At 71.2% G+C, this 22,505-nt stretch carries 16 protein-coding genes; 14 read left to right on the top strand and 2 right to left on the bottom strand.

Features of this window, described 5'->3' with window-relative positions; all coding sequences use genetic code 11:
- Position 1 precedes the first annotated feature (1 nt).
- The 8 genes from OG410_RS28840 (at position 2) to OG410_RS28875 (ending at position 9,874) form a co-directional block, all read left to right on the top strand.
- Positions 2-232 (top strand): hypothetical protein, encoded by a 231-nt coding sequence (locus OG410_RS28840; RefSeq protein ID WP_326790784.1) that lies wholly within the window; start codon positions 2-4, stop codon positions 230-232.
- Positions 233-248: 16 nt separating this feature from the next.
- The gene (gene gatB, locus OG410_RS28845) at positions 249-1,763 is read left to right on the top strand and encodes an Asp-tRNA(Asn)/Glu-tRNA(Gln) amidotransferase subunit GatB (RefSeq protein ID WP_329301781.1); all 1,515 of its coding nucleotides are present in this window, start codon (positions 249-251) and stop codon (positions 1,761-1,763) included.
- 99 nt (positions 1,764-1,862) lie between these two features.
- Positions 1,863-2,501 carry a hypothetical protein gene (locus OG410_RS28850; RefSeq protein WP_329301782.1) on the top strand — a complete coding sequence of 213 codons (639 nt, stop codon included), beginning with the start codon at positions 1,863-1,865 and terminating at the stop codon, positions 2,499-2,501.
- A 183-nt stretch (positions 2,502-2,684) separates the two neighbouring features.
- Positions 2,685-5,000, top strand: a complete 2,316-nt coding sequence (locus OG410_RS28855; RefSeq protein ID WP_329301783.1) for an MMPL family transporter — start codon at positions 2,685-2,687, stop codon at positions 4,998-5,000.
- Positions 5,001-5,004: 4 nt separating this feature from the next.
- The gene (locus tag OG410_RS28860; RefSeq protein WP_329301784.1) at positions 5,005-5,577 is read left to right on the top strand and encodes a GNAT family N-acetyltransferase; all 573 of its coding nucleotides are present in this window, start codon (positions 5,005-5,007) and stop codon (positions 5,575-5,577) included.
- Between the two features lie 34 nt (positions 5,578-5,611).
- Positions 5,612-6,226 carry a hypothetical protein gene (locus OG410_RS28865; RefSeq protein WP_329301785.1) on the top strand — a complete coding sequence of 205 codons (615 nt, stop codon included), beginning with the start codon at positions 5,612-5,614 and terminating at the stop codon, positions 6,224-6,226.
- 199 nt (positions 6,227-6,425) lie between these two features.
- Positions 6,426-6,623, top strand: coding sequence for a hypothetical protein (locus OG410_RS28870; protein WP_329301786.1), 198 nt, complete (start codon positions 6,426-6,428; stop codon positions 6,621-6,623).
- Positions 6,624-6,790: 167 nt separating this feature from the next.
- Positions 6,791-9,874 carry a helix-turn-helix transcriptional regulator gene (locus OG410_RS28875; RefSeq protein WP_329301787.1) on the top strand — a complete coding sequence of 1,028 codons (3,084 nt, stop codon included), beginning with the start codon at positions 6,791-6,793 and terminating at the stop codon, positions 9,872-9,874.
- A gap of 72 nt (positions 9,875-9,946) precedes the next feature.
- Here the strand turns inward: OG410_RS28875 and OG410_RS28880 are convergent, their stop codons facing one another.
- Positions 9,947-11,119 carry a PQQ-dependent sugar dehydrogenase gene (locus OG410_RS28880; RefSeq protein ID WP_329301788.1) on the bottom strand — a complete coding sequence of 391 codons (1,173 nt, stop codon included), beginning with the start codon at positions 11,117-11,119 and terminating at the stop codon, positions 9,947-9,949.
- A 103-nt stretch (positions 11,120-11,222) separates the two neighbouring features.
- Positions 11,223-12,230 carry an aldo/keto reductase gene (locus OG410_RS28885; protein ID WP_329301789.1) on the bottom strand — a complete coding sequence of 336 codons (1,008 nt, stop codon included), beginning with the start codon at positions 12,228-12,230 and terminating at the stop codon, positions 11,223-11,225.
- A gap of 73 nt (positions 12,231-12,303) precedes the next feature.
- Between OG410_RS28885 and OG410_RS28890 the strand changes: the two genes are divergently transcribed.
- The 6 genes from OG410_RS28890 to serA all read left to right on the top strand — a co-directional run bounded on the left by OG410_RS28890 (position 12,304) and on the right by serA (position 22,504).
- Entirely contained in the window at positions 12,304-13,245 is a 942-nt protein-coding gene (locus tag OG410_RS28890; protein ID WP_329301790.1) for a 2-hydroxyacid dehydrogenase, read from the top strand.
- Between the two features lie 220 nt (positions 13,246-13,465).
- Positions 13,466-16,837, top strand: a complete 3,372-nt coding sequence (locus tag OG410_RS28895; RefSeq protein ID WP_443063807.1) for an EAL domain-containing protein — start codon at positions 13,466-13,468, stop codon at positions 16,835-16,837.
- A 227-nt stretch (positions 16,838-17,064) separates the two neighbouring features.
- Positions 17,065-18,921 (top strand): acetolactate synthase large subunit, encoded by a 1,857-nt coding sequence (locus OG410_RS28900; RefSeq protein ID WP_329301792.1) that lies wholly within the window; start codon positions 17,065-17,067, stop codon positions 18,919-18,921.
- A gap of 20 nt (positions 18,922-18,941) precedes the next feature.
- Complete coding sequence (gene ilvN, locus OG410_RS28905; protein WP_037622651.1) at positions 18,942-19,469, top strand: acetolactate synthase small subunit; 528 nt, start codon at positions 18,942-18,944, stop codon at positions 19,467-19,469.
- A gap of 134 nt (positions 19,470-19,603) precedes the next feature.
- On the top strand, positions 19,604-20,605 hold the full coding sequence (ilvC, locus tag OG410_RS28910; RefSeq protein ID WP_326785360.1) for a ketol-acid reductoisomerase: 1,002 nt from the start codon (positions 19,604-19,606) through the stop codon (positions 20,603-20,605).
- A gap of 309 nt (positions 20,606-20,914) precedes the next feature.
- Positions 20,915-22,504, top strand: a complete 1,590-nt coding sequence (gene serA / locus OG410_RS28915) for a phosphoglycerate dehydrogenase (protein ID WP_329301793.1) — start codon at positions 20,915-20,917, stop codon at positions 22,502-22,504.
- Position 22,505 lies beyond the last annotated feature (1 nt).

Raw genomic sequence — 22,505 nt, forward strand, 5'->3', positions numbered from 1 at the left:
AATGTCCAAGGCCAAGGGCTTCAAGAAGTCCAAGTCCGGCACGTATCTGTCCATGGCGGGCACGGCGTTCGGCGCCCTCGGTGTCGCGAAGCAGGTCAAGAAGGCCCGCAAGGAACACGACACGCTGCGCCTCATCGACGCGGCCGTGTCCGCCGCCGCCATCGTCACCGGCCTCGCCATCCTCTACCGGGAGCTCAAGCGCCTGGGCGACGACGACGTCCTGCTGGGCTGAGAGGGAAGTTTTCACCGTGACCACCACGATCGACCTGGTGTCGTACGAGGACGCACTCGCTACGTACGACCCCGTCATGGGCCTCGAGGTCCATGTCGAACTCGGCACCAAGACGAAGATGTTCTGCGGCTGTTCGACCGAGCTGGGCGCCGAGCCCAACTCGCAGACCTGCCCGACCTGCCTCGGCATGCCCGGCGCCCTCCCGGTCGTCAACGCGACCGGTGTCGAGTCCGCCATCAAGATCGGCCTCGCGCTGCACTGCGAGATCGCCGAATGGTGCCGCTTCGCCCGGAAGAACTACTTCTATCCGGACATGCCGAAGAACTTCCAGACCTCCCAGTACGACGAGCCGATCGCCTTCAACGGCTATCTGGACGTCCAGCTGGAGGACGGCGAAATCTTCCGCGTGGAGATCGAGCGCGCCCACATGGAGGAGGACACCGGCAAGTCGCTGCACGTCGGCGGCGCCACCGGCCGTATCCACGGAGCGTCCCACTCGCTGCTCGACTACAACCGGGCGGGCATCCCGCTCATCGAGATCGTCACCAAGCCGATCGAGGGCGCGGGTGAGCGCGCTCCCGAGGTCGCCAAGGCGTACGTCGCCGAGCTGCGCGAGCTCATCAAGGCGCTCGGTGTCTCCGATGCCCGTATGGAGCAGGGCCAGATGCGCTGCGACGTGAACCTCTCGCTGCGCCCGCACGGCCGCGAAAAGTTCGGCACGCGTTCCGAGACGAAGAACGTCAACTCCCTGCGTTCCGTCGAGCGGGCCGCCCGCTTCGAGATCCAGCGCCACGCCGCGGTGCTGAACTCCGGCGGAACGATCATCCAGGAGACCCGCCACTTCCACGAGGACACCGGGTCCACGACCTCGGGCCGTGTGAAGGAGGAGGCCGAGGACTACCGGTACTTCCCGGAGCCCGACCTCGTCCCCGTCGCCCCGTCCCGTGACTGGGTCGAGGAGCTGCGCGCCGGACTGCCCGAGCAGCCGCTGGCCCGGCGCAACCGGCTGCGCGAGGAGTGGGGAGTCAACGCCCACGACATGCAGTCGATGCTCAACGCCGGTGCCATCGACTCGATCGTCGCGACGATCGAGGCCGGTGCCGACTCCGCCTCCGCCCGCAAGTGGTGGATGGGTGAACTGGCCCGCAGCGCCAACGAGTCGGGCAAGGCCCTGGAGGACCTGCCGATCACCCCGGCGCAGGTCGCCCGGGTCGCCGAGCTGGTCTCCGCCGGTGATCTGAACGACAAGCTGGCCCGTCAGGTCATCGAAGGCGTCCTCGCCGGCGAGGGCACCCCCGACGAGGTCGTCGACAAGCGCGGCCTGAAGGTCGTCTCGGACGAGGGCGCGCTGACCGCCGCCGTCGACGAGGCCATCGCCGGGAACCCGGGCATCGCCGACAAGATCCGCGGTGGCAAGGTCCAGGCCGTCGGCGCGCTCGTCGGCGCGGTCATGAAGGCCACCCGCGGCCAGGCCGACGCCGCTCGCGTCAAGGAGCTCATCCTGGAGAAGCTGGGCGTCTCCGAGGGCTGAGATCCGGGTTTTCCCACATCCCAGGGGGTGCATCGCAACCGATGCACCCCCTGGGGTCTGTGTCGGCGTGCTCAGGCCAACGCGCTACGCTCCCGCGCCATGAGTGGAAGCACCGACTCCGAGACGCACGACCGCACGACGCAGGACCAGGAAGAGCGGGACCAAGAAGCACGGGACCAAGAAGCGCAGGGCCGAAAGAAGCAGGGCCAAGAGGAGCAGGACCAGGACCGGCCGGAGCGAGCGGGGTCGGAGCCGGAGGAGTCGGCGCGGGGCGAGCGGGACCGGGGCGAGGCGGACCCCGGCGATCCGCGTACCGGGAGCCAGGGCCCTGACGATCCGGGCCCTGACGATCCGGGCTCGGGCGATCCGGGTCCCGGGATCCAGGGCTCCGGCGGTCCCGACCCCGAGGACGACGAGGACCACGAGGACCAAGAGGACCAAGAGGAGCAAGAGGAGCACGGCCCGGAGGATCCCGACGACGAGGATCCGGACCCGGAGGTGCGCCGGGCGCGCTGGACCGCGGTCGCGACGGGCGTGCTGCTGACCGTCGCCGGACTCGCCGCGTCGGTGATGCGCTCCGCCGGCTCGGGGACCGCGCTCATACCCCTCTCCTATGCCTCGGGGGCCGTCCTGTGCGCCGGCGCGTCGGCGCTCGGGGCCAGGGGCCGTACCCGGCGGGCGCTGTGGCTGATGATCGTCGGCGTGATGGTCATGGCTGTGGGTGACCAGCTCGACTGAGCTGTCACAGGCGGGGTGGCAGAGGCCACACGCATGCACTGTGACGTCGGACGCAACCCTGTGAGTAAGCCCACGAATGCGACAAATGATCACTTCAGGCTGTAAGAGTGATGACGCATTAGTCATGTGTTCTTTGCGGGCAGTTCCCGATAAAGATCCACAAATCCCCCAGGGAGCTCGCTCGTGGCAGCCCTTGCACGGTGGTGCGTCCAGCACCGCCTCGTCGCCGTACTGCTCTGGCTTCTCGCCTTCGGCGGTGTGACCGCGGCCGCTGCCGTGACGGGCTCCGCGTACTCCAACGACTACGAGGTCCCCGGCACCGAATCGGGCCACGCGACGCAGCTCCTGAACAGCGGCTTCCCCGGCCTCGGCGGCGACAGTGACACCGTTGTCTGGCACACCGGTTCGGGCACCGTGCGCTCCGCCGACGTCGAACAGTCGATGACCCGCGCCCTGGACAAGATCGAGAAGCTCCCCGGAGTGGCCTCCGTCGACAGCCCGTACACGCACCAGGGATCGGGCCGGATCAGCCAGGACGGCCGGACGGCGTACGCGACCGTCACCTTCGCCGACCGGGCCGAGAACCTCGACAAGGGCGAGGTCCAGGCCGTCGTCGACGCCGCGAAGTCCGCCGAGGCCAAGGGGCTCGACGTCGAGCTGGGCGGCACCGCCATCTCCCTCACCAAGGCGTCCGGCGGGCACACGGCCGAGATCGTCGGCGTGGCCGTGGCCGCCGTGGTCCTCTTCCTCGCGTTCGGCTCGCTCGCCGCCTCCATGCTGCCCATCGCCACCGCCCTGGTCGGCGTCGGCACCGCGTACTTCGGCATAGTGCTCCTCGGACACGCCATGACCGTCGCCGACTTCGCCCCCATGCTCGGCATGCTGGTGGGCCTCGGCGTCGGGATCGACTACGCGCTGTTCATCGTGACCAGACACCGGCGCGGCCTCAAACGCGGACTGCCGGTGGCCGAGGCGGCGCAGAACGCCGTGGCCACCACCGGACGCGCGGTCGTCTTCGCCGGCGCCACCGTCTGCATCGCCCTGCTGGGCATGCTCATCCTGCGGCTCAACTTCCTCAACGGTGTGGCGATTGCCGCCTCCCTGACCGTCGTCCTCACCGTCGCGGCCTCCGTGACCCTGCTGCCCGCGCTGCTCTCCTTCATCGGTCCACGCGCGCTGAGCCGCCGAGAGCGGCGACGCCTGGAGGAACTGGGGCCCCAGCCGGAGATGGCCACGGGGTTCGCCGCCCGCTGGTCCGCCTTCGTGGAGCGCCACCCCAAGCTGCTCGGTGCCGTGGCCGTCGTCGTGATGGCCGTGCTCGCCCTCCCCACGCTCTCCCTCCACCTGGGCACGTCCGACCAGGGCAACGACCCGAGGACGACGACCACCCGGCAGGCGTACGACCTGATCTCGGAGGGCTTCGGCCCCGGAGTGAACGGGCCCCTGACCCTCGTCACCAAGGTCGGCGGCGCCGAGGACAGGCTCGCCCTGGACAACCTGGACGCCACGCTGCGGGCCACCGAGGGCGTCGCCTCGGCGACCCCGGTGACGTACAACGGCACCGGTGACACCGCCTTCCTCACCGTCGTCCCGTCCTCCGCGCCGCAGTCCCAGAAGACCAGCGACCTGGTGGACCGGCTGCGCGCCGACGTCCTGCCGCGCGCCGAGTCGGGCACCTCCCTCGACGTACAGGTCGGCGGTGTCACGGCGAGCTACGACGACTTCGCGGACGTCATCATCGGCAAGCTCCCGCTCTTCGTCGGTGTCGTGATCAGCCTCGGCTGTGTCCTGCTGCTGCTCGCGTTCCGTTCGATCGGCATCCCCCTCAAGGCCGCGGCGATGAACGTCGCCGCCGTCGCCGCCGCCTTCGGAGTCGTCGTCGCGATCTTCCAGTGGGGCTGGGGGAGTGAACTGCTCGGTCTCGGCCGCGCGGGCCCGATCGAGCCGTTCCTGCCCGTGATCATGGTGTCGGTGCTCTTCGGGCTCTCCATGGACTACCAGGTCTTCCTGGTCAGCCGGATGTACGAGGAGTGGCTGGAGACCGGTGACAACCGGCGCGCGGTCCGTGTCGGCCTCGCCGAGACCAGCCGGGTGATCAACTCCGCCGCCGTCATCATGATCTCGGTCTTCCTCGCCTTCGTGCTCAGCGGCGACCGTGTCATCGCGATGTTCGGGATCGCCCTCGCCGCCGCCGTCGCCCTGGACGCCTTCGTCCTGCGCACGCTCCTCGTCCCCGCCCTCATGCACCTGCTCGGCGACGCCAACTGGTGGCTGCCCCGGGGGCTCGACCGGAGACTGCCGCGCATCAGCATCGAGCCGCCCGAGTGCCGGGCCGCGCATGAGAGGCTGGCCGAGGCCACGGACGCCGAGGCGGCCGACGTACTGGGCCGCGGGGCGGCCGACGCCGGAATCCTGGACGCCGGAATCCTGGACGCGGAGATGACGGACGCCGAGACGAAGGACGCCGGGGGCACCGACGTGACGACGAAGGAGCGGTGACGGGATGTACGCGATATCCCTGGGCGACGACGCCGTACTGCGGCCCCTGGAGCCCTGGCACGCCGAGGAGTTCCTCGCCCACCTGGACCGCGGGCGCGAGTTCATCGGGCAGTTCATCCCCTTCGGCTCCGGGTCCACGGACGTACCGTCCGCGCGGGCGCAGCTCCAGAGGTACGCCGACATGCGCTGCGCCGACACCGGGTCCCTGCACGGCCTGTGGCTGGACGGGAAGCTCGTGGGCGGTGTGCTCTTCCTGAACTTCGACGCGGACCAGGGCAACTGCGAGGTCGGCTGCTGGCTGGAACCCGCCGCCTCCGGGCGGGGTCTGGTCACCCGCGCGATGCGGATCCTCATCGACTGGGCGGTCGAGGAGCGCGGGATCCACCGCGTGGAGTGGGTCGCCGCGGCGGGCAACGTCCCGAGCCTGAACGTGGCCCGGCGGCTCGGCATGAGCCGGGACGGCGTGTTCCGGGAGAAGCACACCCATCACGGGGTCCGGCACGACCTGGAGGTGTGGTCCCTGCTCGCGCCCGAGTGGCGTGCCGCACGCGCGGACGCCGCCCGCGAGGATCATTAAGGAACTTCTCAGACGGCATCCGTACGGTGCCCGCATGGGAACCAAGACAGTTGACGAGGCCGGGGCCGAGACCGGCACCGAGGCGCAGCGCGACGAGCGGACCGAGGACGCCACCGAGACCGGCACGGCCGGGGCGTCCACGGACGAAGCGACCGGGACCCCGGCCGAGGCCGAGGCGCGGGACGAGGACCTGGACGAGGGGGACGAGGCCGACGAGGATCTCGCCGGCCTCGATGACACCGGCGCGGGCCGGGACGCCGGTGTCGGCCAGGGTGCCGCCGCCGTGGTGTCCGCCGGACTCGGCGTGGTGTCGCTGACCGGCAGCTGGGTCGCCACCGTGGCCGCCGCCCGGGAGACCCTGATCGGCCAGCTCCAGACCTCGTCGTCCGCGAGCGTGGCCACGCAGGTCAAGGAGGTCTACGGCGACGCCTGGGCGACCACCGCGCTGGTCGGCGGCCTCTTCGCGCTGGCCGCGCTGATCGTCGGCGTCGTCGTGCTGGTCCGGCCCGCGTTCGGCGCCCCCGGCAAGCCGCAGGCCGCCTGGATCAAGTCCGTCGCCTGGGCGGGCGTCTCGCTCGGCGTCGTAGGACTGGTGCTGGCGGTCGCCAAGTACTCCGACATCCTCCTCGGACTGCCTTCCACCAGCTGAGTCCCGCGACCCGGTACCACCGAAGAACCGACACCTCAGAGGGGCCTTAGGGCCGGCACGGGAAACCGGCAGCCGCTCTAAGGCCCTTCGCGTTCCCAAGATGCGGAACTCTCCCGATGTGGCGCACCCCCCTGGGAGACGAAGGTTGAGGCATCGCGAACGAGCGAGACCGAAACCGACTCTTCACGAGGGGTACAAGATGTTCGAGTTCGAGCTTCAGCAGATCCGGTCCGACGAACTGATCCGCAGGGCCCAGACCTACCGGCTCGCCAGGGAAGCCACGAGCGGCCGCCGGGCCGCCCGCCGCGCCGCCGCCCTCCGGTCCGCACAGGACGGCACCGAGGAACGCGCCCATAGCGGCCGCACCCGCCGGCACCGGTCGGCCCGCACCGCATGACTGCCGGGGCGCCCGTGGACGGCCGGGTACCGTCCGGCCGTCCACAGGCTGTGCGGGACGGCGCTCCCGCGGCGGCCGGCCGTCTCCCACCGGGCGGCGGCCGGCCGGCCGCCGGGGCACTGGCCGCCGTCCCGATAACCGCTGCCGTCCTGTCGGACCCCTGTGCCATGCTCGGGCCCGTGGAGACCAGGTCCGTCAGCCCGGTGTTCGTCGGACGCGCCGACGAACTGGAGGTGTTGAACGACGCGCTCGCCCGCGCCGCCGCCGGGGGAGAACCCCAGGCGTTCCTGCTCGGCGGCGAGGCCGGCGTCGGCAAGACCCGCTTCCTGGAGGAGTTCTCCGCCGCCGCCACCCGCGAGGGCGCCGTCGTCGCCATGGGCGGCTGCGTCGAGATCGGCGCCGACGGCCTCCCCTTCGCCCCCTTCTCCACCGCCCTGCGCGCCCTGCGCCGCGCCCTGCCCGACGAACTCGCCGCCGCGGCCGCCGGGCAGGAGGAGGAACTCGCCCGCCTCCTGCCCGAGCTCGCGCAGACGACCCGGGGACGGCAGTACGAGGAGGACGGCATGGCCCGCCTCTTCGAGCTCACCGCCCGCCTCCTGGAACGGGTCGCCGCGGACCGCACGGTCGTCGTCGTCCTCGAGGACCTGCACTGGGCCGACGCCTCCACCCGCCACCTGCTCGCCTACCTCTTCCGCACACTGCGCAGCGGCCGTCTCGTCGTGATCGCCACCTACCGCGCCGACGACATCCACCGCCGTCATCCGCTGCGCCCCCTGCTCGCCGAGCTCGACCGCCTCCGCACGGTCCGCCGCATCGACCTGGGCCGCTTCAACCGGGCCGAGGCCGGCCGCCAGATCGCCGGAATCCTCGCCCGCGAGCCCGACGCCGCCCAGGCCGACGAGATCTTCGCCCGCTCCGACGGCAACGCGTTCTTCGTCGAGGAACTCGCCGTCGCCGGCCGCGAAGGCTGTCCCACCGGACTCACCGACACCCTGCGCGACCTGCTCCTCGTCCGCGTCGAAGGACTGCCCGAGAGCGCCCAGCGGGTCGCCCGGATCGTCGCCGAGGGAGGCAGCACCGTCGAGTACCCCCTGCTCGCCGCGGTGGCACGGCTCGCCGAGGACGACCTCATCGAGGCCCTGCGCGCCTGCGTCGGCGCCAACATCCTGATCGCCTCGCCCGGCGGCGACGGCTACCGCTTCCGCCACTCCCTGGTCCGCGAGGCCGTCAGCGACGACCTGCTGCCCGGCGAACGCTCCCGCTTCAACCGCCGCTACGCCGAGGCACTGGAGGCCGACCCGGCGCTCGTACCGGCCGACGAGCGCGTCACCCGGCTGGCCAGCTACTGGTACCACGCCCATGACGCCGCCAAGGCCCTGCCCGCCGTCCTCGACGCCTCGGTCGCGGCCCGCCGCCGGCACGCCCACTCCGAGCAACTGCGGCTCCTGGAGCGGGCGATGGAGCTGTGGGAGACGGTCCCCGACGCCGTACGGGCCGAACTGCGCCCCATCGACTACGTGGAGGCCTACCCCCCTCCCCTGCCCGAGGGACACGGGGAGACCCCCGACGGCCGCGGCTCCGCGGCCACACCCCTGAGCTACCTGGACCTGATGGCCGAGGCCGCCGTCGCCGGCCGGCTGTGCGGGGAACGCGAACGCGCCCTGAAGACGACCGGACGGGCGCTGCACCTCCTGGAGGACGCGGGCGACCCGCTGCGCGCCGCCTGGTTCTGGATCCAGCGCTCCCGGCTCGTCCAGGCACAGGTCCGCGGCGACGGCTGGAAGGAACTCGCCACCGCCCAGGACCTGGTACGCGGTCTGCCGCCCTCCCAGGTGCACGCCGAGGTCCTGTCCATGGTCGCCGCCTGGTGCATGGTGCACCAGCCGGGCCACGGCGCCCTCTCCGCGGCCGAACGCGCCGTGGAGTACGCGCACATGGTGGGCGCCCGGGACACCGAGCTGAACGCCCGGCTCACCCTCGGCGGGCTGATGGTCGACGCGGGGCAGATCGAGGACGGGCTCGCGGAGATGTACCGGGTCAGGGAGCGGGCGAACCGCCAGGGCGCCGCGTACGTCGTGGGCCGTCTGCACATCAACCTGCCCTCCCATCTGGAGTCGGTCGGCCGCTCCCGCGAGGCCGTCGCCATCCTGCGCGAGGGCATAGAACTCGCCTGCCGGAACGGCCTGTTGGACACCCAGGCCTGGGTCTGGGGCAACCTCTCCGAATCGTTGTACGCGCTCGGCCGCTGGGACGAGGCCGCCGAGGCCGCCCGCAACGCCCTGGCCATCGGACTCGGCGGCAAGGCCTCCGGGGTGGGCGCGTCCCGGCTCGCGCCCGTGGCCCTGGCCCGCGGCGACCTCGCCGAGGCGGGCCGCCGGCTGACCGCCGCCCGCGGCCACTTCGGCAGCCACGACCCGATGCCCCAGCACGCCCTGCCGCTGCTGTGCACCACCATCGGCGTCGCCGCGGGCGAGGGCCGCTTCCTCGACGCCCGTACCGCCCTGGACGAGGCACTGGCCACGGGCTTCCCGCCCGGCACCCAGCGTTACGCCTGGCCGCTGCTGCTGGCCGCCGTCACCGCGGAGGACGACGCCCGCGGCCTGCCCGTCGCCGCCCCCGGCCGCACCCCGGCCCTGGAACGCATCCGCACGGCCGCGCGGACCCTGGCCACCGGAGCGCCCGTCTGGCTCGCCCACGCCGCCTGGGTGGGTGCCGAGCTCCGGCGGGCCGACGGCGCGGGCACCCCGGACCAGTGGTCGGAGGTGGTCGAGGCCCTCGAACCCCTGGAGCGCCCCTACGACCTCGCCCGGGTCCGCCTCCGCCTCGCCGAGTCCCTGCTGCTCACGGGCGCGGACGACGAGCGCGCCCGCGCCGCGGAACTCCTCCGGCTGGCCGGCGCCGCCGCCGGACACCTCGGCGCCCGCCCGCTCGGCGACGCGGTCGCGCTGCTCGCCCGGCGCGCCCGCCTCGCCCTGGAGCACACCGGTGAACGGTCCCGGACCGCTCCCGCCGACCCCGCGGCCGCGTTCGGTCTCACCAGCCGCGAGCGCGATGTCCTGCGCCTGGTCGCGGCCGGGCGCAGCAACCGCCGGATCGCCGAGGAGCTCTTCATCTCCCCGAAGACGGCCAGCGTCCATGTCTCGAACATCCTGGCCAAGCTGGACGTCTCGGGACGGGGGGAGGCGGCCGCGCTGGCCCACAGGCTGCGGCTGTTTCCGGCGGACGCCCCGGCCGCCCGAGCGGCCGGCTGAGCGTGCGCCTGCCGGACAAGCCCGAGGGCCGAGCCGCGTTCGCCGCGGCCGCCCCCTCGGCCCGCCACCGTCCTACTTCACCTCCAGCTCCAGAAGCCGGTCGTCGCCCTTCACGGGGGTGCCGCGGCCGTCGGTCTCGCTCGTGGTCAGCCAGAGCCGGTCGCCGCCCGCGGAGACGACCGTGCGGAGGCGGCCGTACCTGCCCGTGAGAAAGGCCTCGGGTGCCGCGGACGCCTCGGTGCCGTTCAACGGGACGCGCCACAGGCGCTGCCCTTTGAGAGCCGCCGTCCACAGGGACCCCTCGGCGTAGGCGATCCCGCTCGGAGAGGCCTCGTCGGTGTGCCACTGGACGATCGGATCGTGGTACCTGGAGTCGTGGCCGATGCCTTCCACCACCGGCCAGCCGTAGTTGCCGCCCGGCTTGATCTGGTTCAGCTCGTCCCAGGTGTCCTGGCCGAACTCCGAGGCCCACAGCCGCTGTTTGTCGTCCCAGGCCAGACCCTGGACGTTGCGGTGCCCGTACGAGTACACGGCCGAGTCGGGGAACGGATTGCCCGGCGCGGGCTCGCCCTCCGGCGTCATGCGCAGGATCTTCCCGGCGAGCGACTTCTTGTCCTGGGCCAGGCCCCGGTCACCCGTCTCGCCGGCGCCCGCGTACAGCATCCTGTCCGGGCCGAAGGCGATCCGGCCACCGTTGTGGATCATGCCCTTGGGGATGCCCTTGAAGATCGTGTCCGGCGCGCCGAGCTGTTCGCCGGACGGCCTCCGCTCGTCGTACAGCATGCGGACGATGCGGTTGTCGGACGCCGTGGTCAGGTACGCGTAGACCATGTGGTCGGAGGCGTAGTCCGGCGAGAGGGCTAGGCCCAGGAGACCGCCCTCACCGGCCGGGGCCACCCCGGGCACCTCGCCCAGCAGTGTCTTCCCGCCGGTCTTCTCGTCGATCCGGGTGATCGTCCCCTTGTCCCGCGAGGACACCAGCAGACCGCCCCCGGCCAGCGGCGCGAGGCCCCAGGGGGTGTCGAGGTCCTCGGTGACGGTACGCAGGACCTTCACCGAGCCCTTCGCGGGCGGTGTCGGCTCAGCGGTGGCGTTCTGGGCGGACGGCGAGTGCGAGGCCGTGCTCCCGGCGCCCGCGGACGTGCCCGGGCCCGCCGGGCCCGGCCGGCCGCCGGAGGAGCAGCCTGCCGTCACCAGGAGCGCGGTCGTGGCCAACACGACTGTCACTGCTCGAACTTGCACCATCAATGTCCCTTCGACGCGGCGGTCCTCCTGTTCATACACCGCTCGCGTTCCCCGGGGTCCCGGTCCCGGCCGGGCAATCCGCGCCGGGCTCCACGATCGCCGGTCAGTCCCAGGATCCCAGCGCCCCCGGCAGCGCCGCCACCTCGGCGAGATCCTCTGCCGTCAGCCGCAGTCCGGCCGCCCCCGCGTTCTCGACGACCCAGCGCTCCCGCTTGGCCCCCGGCACCGGGACGACATGCGGACCCTGCGCCAGCACCCACGCCAGCGCCACCTGCGCGGGCGTGACGGGACGGGCACCGCCCCCGTGCCGCCGCGCGACGCGCCGCAGGCCGACGACGATGGGCTGGTTCGCCGCCATCATCTCGGCGGTGAAACGGGGATGGCGGGCCCGCGGATCGTCGGGCTCGAAACCCTCGCCGGGGGTCAGCGTGCCGGTCAGGAAGCCGTTGCCGAGCGGCATCGCGGCGAGGAACCCGACACCGCGCGCCGCACACCACGGCAGCAGCGCGTCCAGCGCCTCCGTCGACCACACCGACAGCTCGGCCTGCACGGTGCTCACCGGGAAGACCTGCTGCACCCGCTCCAGCAGCCGGATCGTTCCGTCGTGCAGCCGCGCCCCCGCCCGGCGGCCGGACCCCGCGCCCACCGCGCACAGCCCGAGCGAGCGGACCTTTCCGGCCGCGACGAGCTCGGCCATCGCGCCCCACGTCTCCTCGACCGGCACTTCCGGGTCCGCGCGGTGCAGCTGGTAGAGATCGATGACGTCCGTCTGGAGCCGGCGCAGCGACGCGTCGCAGGCCCGCCTCACATAGCCGGGGCGGCCGTTGGCCACGAGGTGCTGATCACCCACCAGCAGGCCGACCTTGGTCGACACGAAGGCCTCGGAGCGCCGCTCCTTCAGGACGCGCCCGACGAGCAGCTCGTTGGTGAAGGGCCCGTACATGTCGGCCGTGTCGAGCAGCGTTGACCCCCGGTCCAGTGCCGCGTTCACCGCGCGCAGCGACTCCTCGCCACGCTGTTGCGACCCGGTGTAAGCCCAGCTCATCGGCATGCATCCGAGTCCGACCGCCCCCACACAGAGCGCCGCCGCCCCGATCGTTCTGCGCTCCACCTGGCCGTGATCCTCCTTCTGCCGGCCCCCAACCTAACCTGTGCGCATGGGCGTCTGGCATAACCTCCTGACCATGACTTCCGATGTCTGGCTCCCCTTTCACACGGACGAGATCGACGGACTCCCCGAGGGCCCCGACTACCGTTTCTGGGACGGCGGCCAGGAGTTTCCCGCGGATCCCGCCGACTGCGTGTTCTATGTCGTGCCCTACATGAAGCCGCCCGCCGTCTCGCGGCGGCCGATGGCCGAAATGACCTCGCTCCGGGCCGTACAGACCCTCTCCGCCGGTGTCGACCACATCCTGCCGAGCCTCAACTCCCTTCCCTCCGGCGTGGCGTTGTGCAACGCCCGCGGGGTGCACGAGGCGAGCACCGCGGAACTCACGCTCGCCCTGATCCTCGCCTCGCTGCGCGGGATCCCCGACTTCGTGCGGGGCCAGGACAAGCAGGAGTGGCTCACGGGCTTCCGTCCCTCACTGGCCGACAAGTCCGTTCTCATCGTGGGGTACGGGTCGATCGGGTCCGCCATCGAGGACAGGCTCGCGCCGTTCGAGCTCGCGCGGGTCACGCGCGTCGCACGCTCCGCCCGTGCCACGGCGCGCGGTCCCGTGCGCCCCCTCGCCGAACTGCCCTCCCTGCTTCCCGAGTCCGACGTCGTCGTGCTGACCACGCCGCTCACGGACAGCACCCGCGGCCTGGTGAACGCCGACTTCCTGTCCCGGATGAAGGACGGCGCGCTCCTGGTGAACGTGGCCCGCGGCCCCGTCGTCGACACGGACGCGCTGCTCGGCGAGCTGAACAGCGGGCGCATCACCGCGGCCCTCGACGTCACCGACCCCGAACCGCTGCCCCCGGGCCACCCGTTGTGGCACGCGCCCGGCGTTCTCATCAGCCCCCACGTCGGAGGACCGACCTCGGCGTTCTGGCCGCGCGCCAAGCGACTGCTCGCGGATCAGCTGACCCGCTTCGTGAACCGGGAGCCGCTGCGCAACGTGGTCCTTACCACCGGCACCTGAACGACGCCCTGTCCGCTCGCCGTCCCGTCTCGGGCACGCTCCGCAGTCCTCCGGATGCGGGCAGTGCCGACATAGTCCCTGGTCGTTACGCAGCGTAGAGGAACTATGTCCCTGAGTGACGAGACTGGTGTATCGTCCCGACAGGGGCTGCGCCGCGCACCGTTCGGCGCCGGGGACGGACATTGAGACTGCGAGGGGGGCGACGGGCGATGCACGGCCTATGGACCAACGATCCGACGCGGCGGGGCCGCCGCCGACGACCCTGGCGCGCGGCCACGCACAGCCGCGGTCACGGCAGCCATCACCACCGCAGGCACCAGGGCCGCCGGAGGCACGGACATCCGGCGCACCGGGAGCAGCGGGACCCCGGGGCACGGACCGGGTGGGCCCGGTGAGCTCCCCCGGAGCGCTGCTGACCCGTCGGACGGTGTTCGACGGCGGGACGGGCCTGTTCTCGCAACTCGCGCTGGCCCTGGTGTGCGCGGCCTACGCCGTCGGTTCCGCGCTCGGCTGGGGCTCCACGAGTCTGGCGCTGGTCATGGGCGACTTCGGGCTGAGCGCCGCCGCGGGCACCGCGGCGGTCTCCTGCTTCCTCTACGCCCGTGGCCGCCGCAGCCGCTTTCGGCCCGCGTGGCTGCTGTTCGCGCTCTCCTCGGTGATGGCCTCGCTCGGAAACCTGGTCTGGGGGTGGTACGAGGTCGTCCTCGACCGCCCCGTGCCCACCCCGAGCTACGCCGATCTGTTCTTCCTCTGCTTCGCGCCGCCCGCCATCGTGGGACTGCTGGTGCTCGCCAAGCGGCCCGTCACCCGGGCGGGCTGGGTGTGTCTCGCGCTGGACGCCTGGCTGATCGGCGGATCGCTGCTCACCCTGTCCTGGAGTCTGGCGCTCGCCCAGGCCGCGAAGTTCGACGGGCCGAGCGTCGCGCACACCGCGCTGTCGCTCGCGTACCCGCTGCTGGACATCGCGTTGGTCAGCATGGTGCTGGCGCTGCACTTCAGGCGCTCGTCGGTGAACAGGTCGGCCGTGAACACGGCGATCGGGGCGCTCGCCCTGACCGTGATGTGTGACGCGTTGTTCACCTCACCCCTCCTGCACAACAGCTACCACTCGGGCCAGCTCCTCGACGCGGGCTGGTTCGCCGGCTCGCTGCTCCTCGCGTACGCCCCCTGGGTCGTCACCCGGCACATGAACGAGGCGGAGGAGCACGGCCCCGAGGAGCACGCCACCGAGGAGTACGACAGCGGCAAGCACGACAGCGGCGAGCACGGCATCGACGCGTACGGCCCGGACCCGCACGGACCCGACGAGCAGGGAGCGCAGGAGCACACGCGCGTGGCGCACGAGGTCATCCCGGGACAGCGCAGGGAAGGGCAGCACGGGCCCCCGGGAAGCCACGCGTCGCCCGGACCCCAGGGGACCCGTCCGCCGTACGGACCGGGGGCCCCGCAGGAGGGGCCCGGATCCCACGAGGGCGAGGGGCAGCACGAGGAGCCGGACCCCTCCCAGGGACCGCAGCAGGGCGGATCCGCGCCCGCGGACTCCCAGGGGCACGGGCCCGGCCGCTCTGCGGCGGCGCGTCCGATCACGGGATCGCTGGCCGCGCTGACGCCCTATCTGGCCGCCGCCGTCTGCACGTTGGGGATCCTCTACAACATCCTGAACGGACGCCGGGTGGACCGCGTGGTGCTCGTCACCGCCGGCCTCGTCGTGCTCGCCCTCGTGGTGCGCCAGGGCATCATGCTGCTCGACAACATCACCCTCACCCAGGAACTGGCCCAGAAGGAGAACCACTTCCGTTCCCTGGTGCAGGGTTCGAGCGACGTCATCATGATCGCCGCGCCGAACGGCATCCTGAGGTACGTCAGCCCGGCCGCCGCCGGGGTCTACGGCCGTGACGCCGAGGAACTCGTCGGCTCCGAACTCGCCTCGCTCATCCACCCCGAGGACCTCGGCTGCGTGGTCCACGAGGTGCGGCGCTTCCTCGCGGCCAGCCACGCCGAGGAGCCCACCACCCGGATCGAGTGCAGGTTCCGGTCCGGCGACGGCGGCTGGCTCAACGTGGAGTCCACCGTCAACCGGCACCACGGCGGCCTCATCTTCAACAGCCGTGACGTCACCGAGCGCGTGCGGCTCCAGGCGCAGTTGCAGCACAACGCCGAGCACGACCCGCTCACCGACCTGCCCAACCGCGCGCTGTTCACCCGGCGCGTCCAGCAGGCCCTGTCCGGGCGCCGCTCCACCGACCGGGGCACCGCCGTCCTCTTCATCGACCTCGACGGCTTCAAGGCCGTCAACGACACCATCGGGCACCAGGCCGGTGACGAGCTGCTCGTCCAGGCCGCCCGCAGGCTCCAGGACTCCGTCCGGCACGGCGACACCGCCGCACGGCTCGGCGGGGACGAGTTCGCGGCTCTCATCGTCGGTGACGGAGGCCGCGACCGTACCGCCCGTGAGCAGCAGGTACGGGAACTCGCCGACCGTCTGCGGATCAGGCTCTCCCAGCCCTACTGCATCGACGGCAACGATGTCCGGGTCGCCGCGTCCATCGGCGTCGGCTTCGCCGAACCGGGACTGGGAGCGGGCGAGCTGCTGCGCAACGCCGACCTCGCCATGTACCGGGCGAAGGCCGCCGGAAAGGGCCGCGTCGAGCTGTACGCGCCCCAGATGCAGCAGGACGTGGTCCGCAGGGCGGAGCTGGCGACCCGGCTGCGCTCCGCGCTCCAGGACGGCGAGTTCGCCCTGCTGCACCAGCCCGTGGTGTCGCTGGAGAACGGCCGGATCGCTTCGGTCACCGCGCAGGCGCGCTGGCGTTCCTCCCAGGGGGTGCTGTTCACGCCCGCCGAGTTCCTGCGGGTCGCCGAGGACGGCGAGAAGACTGCCGAACTCGGCCGCTGGATGCTCGACGAGGCCGTCGGGCAGGCTGCCGAGCGCACCGCCGCGGGGGTCGTCGTGCCGGTCTCGGTCCGGATGACCGCCCGGCGTCTGGTGGACCGCTCGATGCCGCTGGGTTCCGTGGAGTCCCTGCTGACCCGGCACGGGCTCGCCTCCGGCGGCCTGATCATCGAGCTGTCCGACACCGACCCGAGGGTCCCCCTGGACGAGCTGGAGCGCCGGCTGAACGCGCTCAGACGTCTCGGTGTGCGGATCGCCCTGGACGGCTTCGGCAGCGGCTACGCGGCGATCACGGCACTGAGACGGCTCCCCGTGGACGTGCTGCGTCTCGACAGGAGTCTGGTCGAGGGAGTCGTCGAGTCCGCCCGGCTGAACAAGATCACCAGCGGGCTGCTGCGGATCGCCGCCGATCTGGGGCTGCAGTCCGTGGCCGACGGGGTGGATCTCCCGGAGCAGGTCGTCGCGCTGCGCGCGATGGGTTGCACCCACGGGCAGGGCATGGCCTTCTCCGGACCGCTGGACGAGTACCGGCTGCGCAGGGCGCTCTCTTCCGGCCACTATCCGGTGCCGAGCGGACCCGCCGAGCCGGTGTTCGCGGGCGGCGGGGGCTCCGGGGTGTATACGAGTGGAGTGCCCGTCACTCTCGGGGGCGGAACGGCCCTCCGCTCACATAATGAGACTCCCGTCCCACCTACTTGACAGTCGGTGTGTGCCGGGGGGAGGGTCAATGCCATGCGCACCCGAATTCTCGTACTTGGAAAGCGCGTCGGCTGAAGCTAGGTGGTCACCGGAAAGTTCCGGAACACCCAGCGACCGCACCCGGCGCGCTCCCCTCGCTTGCCTCACGGCACGAGGGGTTTTTTGTTGCACAGGCATCAGTCGTACACCGCACAAAAGTCGCAAAAACCCTCAGCATCGAGAAGAGAATGCCGATGACCGAGCAGGCCACCGGGGCCCACCATCCGCAGCCGCGGCCCCGTTCCGGAGGACAGCAGTCCGCCCCCGAGCACGTCACGGGTGCGCAGTCCCTCATCCGCTCGCTCGAGGAGGTCGGGGCCGAGACCGTATTCGGTATCCCCGGCGGTGCGATCCTTCCGGCCTACGACCCGCTGATGGACTCCCGCCGGGTGCGGCACGTGCTCGTGCGCCACGAGCAGGGAGCCGGTCACGCGGCCACCGGATACGCGCAGGCCACCGGCAAGGTCGGTGTCTGCATGGCCACCAGCGGCCCCGGCGCGACCAACCTGGTCACCCCGATCGCCGACGCGCACATGGACTCGGTCCCGCTCGTGGCGATCACCGGGCAGGTCGCGTCCAAGGCGATCGGCACGGACGCCTTCCAGGAGGCGGACATCGTCGGCATCACCATGCCGATCACCAAGCACAACTTCCTGGTCACCAAGGCCGAGGACATCCCGCGGACGATCGCGGAGGCCTTCCACATCGCCTCCACCGGCCGGCCAGGACCGGTCCTCGTCGACATCGCCAAGGACGCCCTCCAGGCCCGGACCACCTTCCAGTGGCCGCCCACCCAGGACCTGCCCGGCTACCGTCCGGTGACCAAGCCGCACGCCAAGCAGATCCGCGAGGCCGCCAAGCTGCTCAGCCAGGCCAAGCGGCCCGTGCTGTACGTCGGCGGCGGCGTCCTCAAGGCGCACGCCACCACCGAGCTGAAGGTCCTCGCGGAACTCACCGGAGCGCCCGTCACCACCACCCTGATGGCGCTCGGCGCATTCCCCGACAGCCACCCGCTGCACGTGGGCATGCCGGGCATGCACGGTTCGGTCACCGCCGTCACCGCGCTGCAGAAGGCCGACCTGATCGTCGCCCTCGGAGCCCGCTTCGACGACCGTGTCACCGGCAAGCTGGACAGCTTCGCGCCGTTCGCCAAGATCGTCCACGCCGACATCGACCCGGCCGAGATCGGCAAGAACCGCGCCGCCGACGTGCCGATCGTCGGAGACGCCCGCGAGGTCATCGCCGACCTGGTCCAGGCGGTCCAGAAGGAGCACAGCGAGGGGAACGCCGGCGACTACACCGCCTGGTGGAGCGACCTCAACCGCTGGCGCGAGACCTACCCGCTCGGCTACGAGCAGCCCGAAAACGGCTCGCTCTCGCCGCAGCAGGTCATCGAGCGCATCGGACAGCTCGCCCCGGAGGGCACGATCTTCGCGGCGGGCGTCGGCCAGCACCAGATGTGGGCCGCGCACTACATCCAGTACGAGCAGCCCTCCACCTGGCTGAACTCCGGGGGCGCCGGAACGATGGGCTACGCGGTCCCGGCCGCGATGGGCGCCAAGGCGGGACAGCCGGACCGCACGGTCTGGGCGGTCGACGGCGACGGCTGCTTCCAGATGACCAACCAGGAACTCACCACCTGCGCCCTGAACAACATCCCGATCAAGGTCGCCATCATCAACAACGGCGCCCTCGGGATGGTCCGCCAGTGGCAGACCCTCTTCTACAACCAGCGCTACTCCAACACCGTGCTGCACAGCGGCCCGGACGCGGACGGCAAGCAGCCGAGCGCCGGCACCCGCGTCCCCGACTTCGTGAAGCTGTCGGAGGCCATGGGCTGCTACGCCATCCGCTGCGAGTCCCCGGAGGACCTCGACAAGGTGATCGAGGAGGCGAACTCGATCAACGACCGCCCGGTCGTGGTCGACTTCATCGTCCACGAGGACGCGATGGTGTGGCCGATGGTCGCCGCCGGCACCTCCAACGACGAGGTCATGTTCGCCCGGGACGTCCGCCCCGACTTCGGCGACAACGAAGACGACTGAGAGAGAGCCGAGTCAGACCCATGAGCAAGCACACCCTCTCCGTCCTCGTCGAGAACAAGCCCGGTGTCCTCGCCCGGATCACCGCCCTGTTCTCCCGGCGCGGCTTCAACATCGACTCCCTCGCCGTCGGTGTCACCGAGCACCCCGAGATCTCCCGCATCACCATCGTGGTGAACGTGATCGAGGAACTCCCGCTCGAACAGGTCACCAAGCAGCTCAACAAACTCGTCAACGTCCTGAAGATCGTCGAGCTGGAACCCGGTTCGGCCGTTCAGCGGGAACTCGTTCTGGTGAAGGTGCGCGCCGACAACGAGACGCGCTCCCAGATCGTCGAGATCGTTCAGCTGTTCCGCGCCAAGACCGTCGACGTCTCCCCGGAGGCCGTCACCATCGAGGCCACGGGCGGCGCCGACAAGCTGGAGGCCATGCTCAAGATGCTGGAGCCGTTCGGCATCAAGGAGCTCGTCCAGTCCGGCACGATCGCGATCGGACGCGGGGCGCGTTCGATCACCGACCGGTCGCTGCGCGCACTGGACCGCTCGGCCTGAGCCAGGAGACCACCGGTCCACGGGCGGGCCGCTCACCCGGTCCGCCCGTATACCGAGACCAGAGAACTTCATTCCCCCGCCCGCCGTACGGTGGGACGCAACACCGGAAATACCGGAAAACAAGGAGAACCCCAGTGGCCGAGCTGTTCTACGACGACGACGCCGACCTGTCCATCATCCAGGGCCGCAAGGTCGCGGTCATCGGCTACGGCAGCCAGGGCCACGCCCACGCGCTGTCGCTGCGCGACTCGGGTGTCGACGTCCGCGTCGGTCTGCACGAGGGCTCCAAGTCCAAGGCGAAGGCCGAGGAGCAGGGCCTGCGCGTGGTGACGCCGTCGGAGGCCGCCGCCGAGGCCGACGTCATCATGATCCTGGTGCCGGACCCGATCCAGTCCCAGGTCTACGAGGAGTCCATCAAGGACAACCTCAACGACGGCGACGCGCTGTTCTTCGGCCACGGCCTGAACATCCGGTACGGCTTCATCAAGCCCCCGGCCGGCATCGACGTCTGCATGGTCGCCCCCAAGGGCCCGGGCCACCTCGTGCGCCGCCAGTACGAGGAGGGGCGCGGCGTCCCCTGCATCGCGGCCGTCGAGCAGGACGCGACCGGCAACGCCTTCGCGCTCACCCTCTCGTACGCCAAGGCCATCGGCGGCACCCGCGCCGGCGTCATCAAGACGACCTTCACCGAGGAGACCGAGACCGACCTGTTCGGTGAGCAGGCCGTCCTCTGCGGTGGCACCGCCGCCCTGGTCAAGGCCGGTTTCGAGACGCTGACCGAGGCCGGCTACCAGCCGGAGATCGCGTACTTCGAGTGCCTGCACGAGCTGAAGCTCATCGTCGACCTCATGTACGAGGGCGGCCTGGAGAAGATGCGCTGGTCCGTCTCCGAGACCGCCGAGTGGGGCGACTACATCACCGGCCCGCGCATCATCACGGACGCCACCAAGGCCGAGATGAAGAAGGTCCTCGCCGAGATCCAGGACGGCACGTTCGCCCGTAACTGGATGGACGAGTACCACTCGGGCCTGAAGAAGTACAACGAGTACAAGACCCAGGACGAGAACCACCTCCTGGAGACCACCGGCAAGGAGCTGCGCAAGCTCATGTCGTGGGTCAACGACGACGAGGCGTGAGCCGTACGACGGGGGGCCGGGGCGGCACGCTCCGGCCCCTTCGTCGAACCCCCGGTAACCCCGGTGGGCACGGTGTTGGACATCCCGTCCAGCCACGGACGGGTGATCCTTCCTCGGAGGCGCAGGACGACCTCCGCGGCGCCACTACACTGCTGCACATCAACAACGCGTCAGGCCCACAGCGTCGTGCGTCTTCCACGCGGCTCGAGCGGCTCCCCAGAAGCGCAGGCACACCCCGGGGCCGCTGTAAACCCTCCACCGCCTGCGGCCGTCGGGACGGCCGTCCGCATTGGACTTGTGAGGACTCACGTGAGCTCGAAACCTGTCGTACTCATCGCTGAAGAGCTGTCGCCCGCGACTGTGGACGCCCTGGGCCCGGACTTCGAGATCCGGCATGTGAACGGCGCGGACCGCGCCGAGCTGCTGCCCGCCATCGCCGACGTCGACGCCATCCTGATCCGCTCGGCCACCAAGGTCGACGCCGAGGCCGTCGCCGCCGCCAAGAAGCTGAAGGTCGTCGCACGAGCCGGCGTCGGCCTGGACAACGTCGACGTCTCCGCCGCCACCAAGGCCGGCGTGATGGTCGTCAACGCCCCCACCTCCAACATCGTGACCGCGGCCGAGCTGGCCTGCGGTCTCCTTCTCGCCACCGCGCGGCACATCCCGCAGGCCAACACGGCGCTGAAGAACGGCGAGTGGAAGCGCAGCAAGTACACCGGTGTCGAGCTCGCCGAGAAGACCCTCGGTGTCGTCGGCCTCGGCCGCATCGGCGCGCTCGTCGCGCAGCGCATGTCGGCGTTCGGCATGAAGGTCGTCGCCTACGACCCCTACATCCAGCCCGCGCGGGCCGCGCAGATGGGCGTGAAGGTCCTCACCCTCGACGAGCTGCTCGAGGTCTCGGACTTCATCACCGTGCACCTGCCGAAGACCCCCGAGACCCTCGGTCTCATCGGTGACGAGGCGCTGCACAAGGTCAAGCCGTCGGTGCGCATCGTCAACGCCGCGCGCGGCGGGATCGTCGACGAGGCGGCGCTGTACTCGGCGCTCAAGGAGGGCCGCGTCGCCGGCGCCGGCCTCGACGTGTACGCGAAGGAGCCCTGCACGGACTCCCCGCTCTTCGAGCTCGACGAGGTCGTCTGCACCCCGCACCTCGGCGCCTCCACGGACGAGGCGCAGGAGAAGGCCGGTATCTCCGTCGCCCGCTCGGTGCGTCTCGCCCTCGCCGGTGAGCTCGTTCCCGACGCGGTCAACGTCCAGGGCGGAGTCATCGCCGAGGACGTCAAGCCCGGTCTGCCGCTCGCCGAGAAGCTCGGCCGCATCTTCACCGCCCTCGCGGGCGAGGTCGCGGCCCGCCTCGACGTCGAGGTGTACGGCGAGATCACCCAGCACGACGTCAAGGTGCTCGAACTCTCCGCGCTCAAGGGCGTGTTCGAGGACGTCGTCGACGAGACGGTCAGTTACGTCAACGCCCCGCTGTTCGCGCAGGAGCGCGGCGTCGAGGTCCGTCTGACCACGAGCTCCGAGTCCCCCGACCACCGCAACGTGGTCACCGTGCGCGGCACGCTCGGCGACGGCCAGGAGATCGCGGTCTCCGGCACGCTGGCCGGTCCGAAGCATCTGCAGAAGATCGTCGCCGTCGGCGAGTACGACGTGGACCTCGCGCTCGCCGACCACATGCTCGTGCTCAAGTACGAGGACCGTCCCGGTGTCGTCGGCACCGTCGGTCGCATCATCGGCGAGGCCGGCATCAACATCGCCGGCATGCAGGTCGCCCGCGCGGCCGTCGGTGGCGAGGCCCTCGCGGTCCTCGCCGTCGACGACACGGTGCCGCAGGGTGTCCTGACCGAGCTGTCCGAGGAGATCGGCGCGACGTCGGCGCGGTCGGTCAACCTCGTCTGAG

The sequence above is a fragment of the Streptomyces sp. NBC_00659 genome, from assembly GCF_036226925.1.
In the GTDB taxonomy this organism is placed as follows: domain Bacteria; phylum Actinomycetota; class Actinomycetes; order Streptomycetales; family Streptomycetaceae; genus Streptomyces.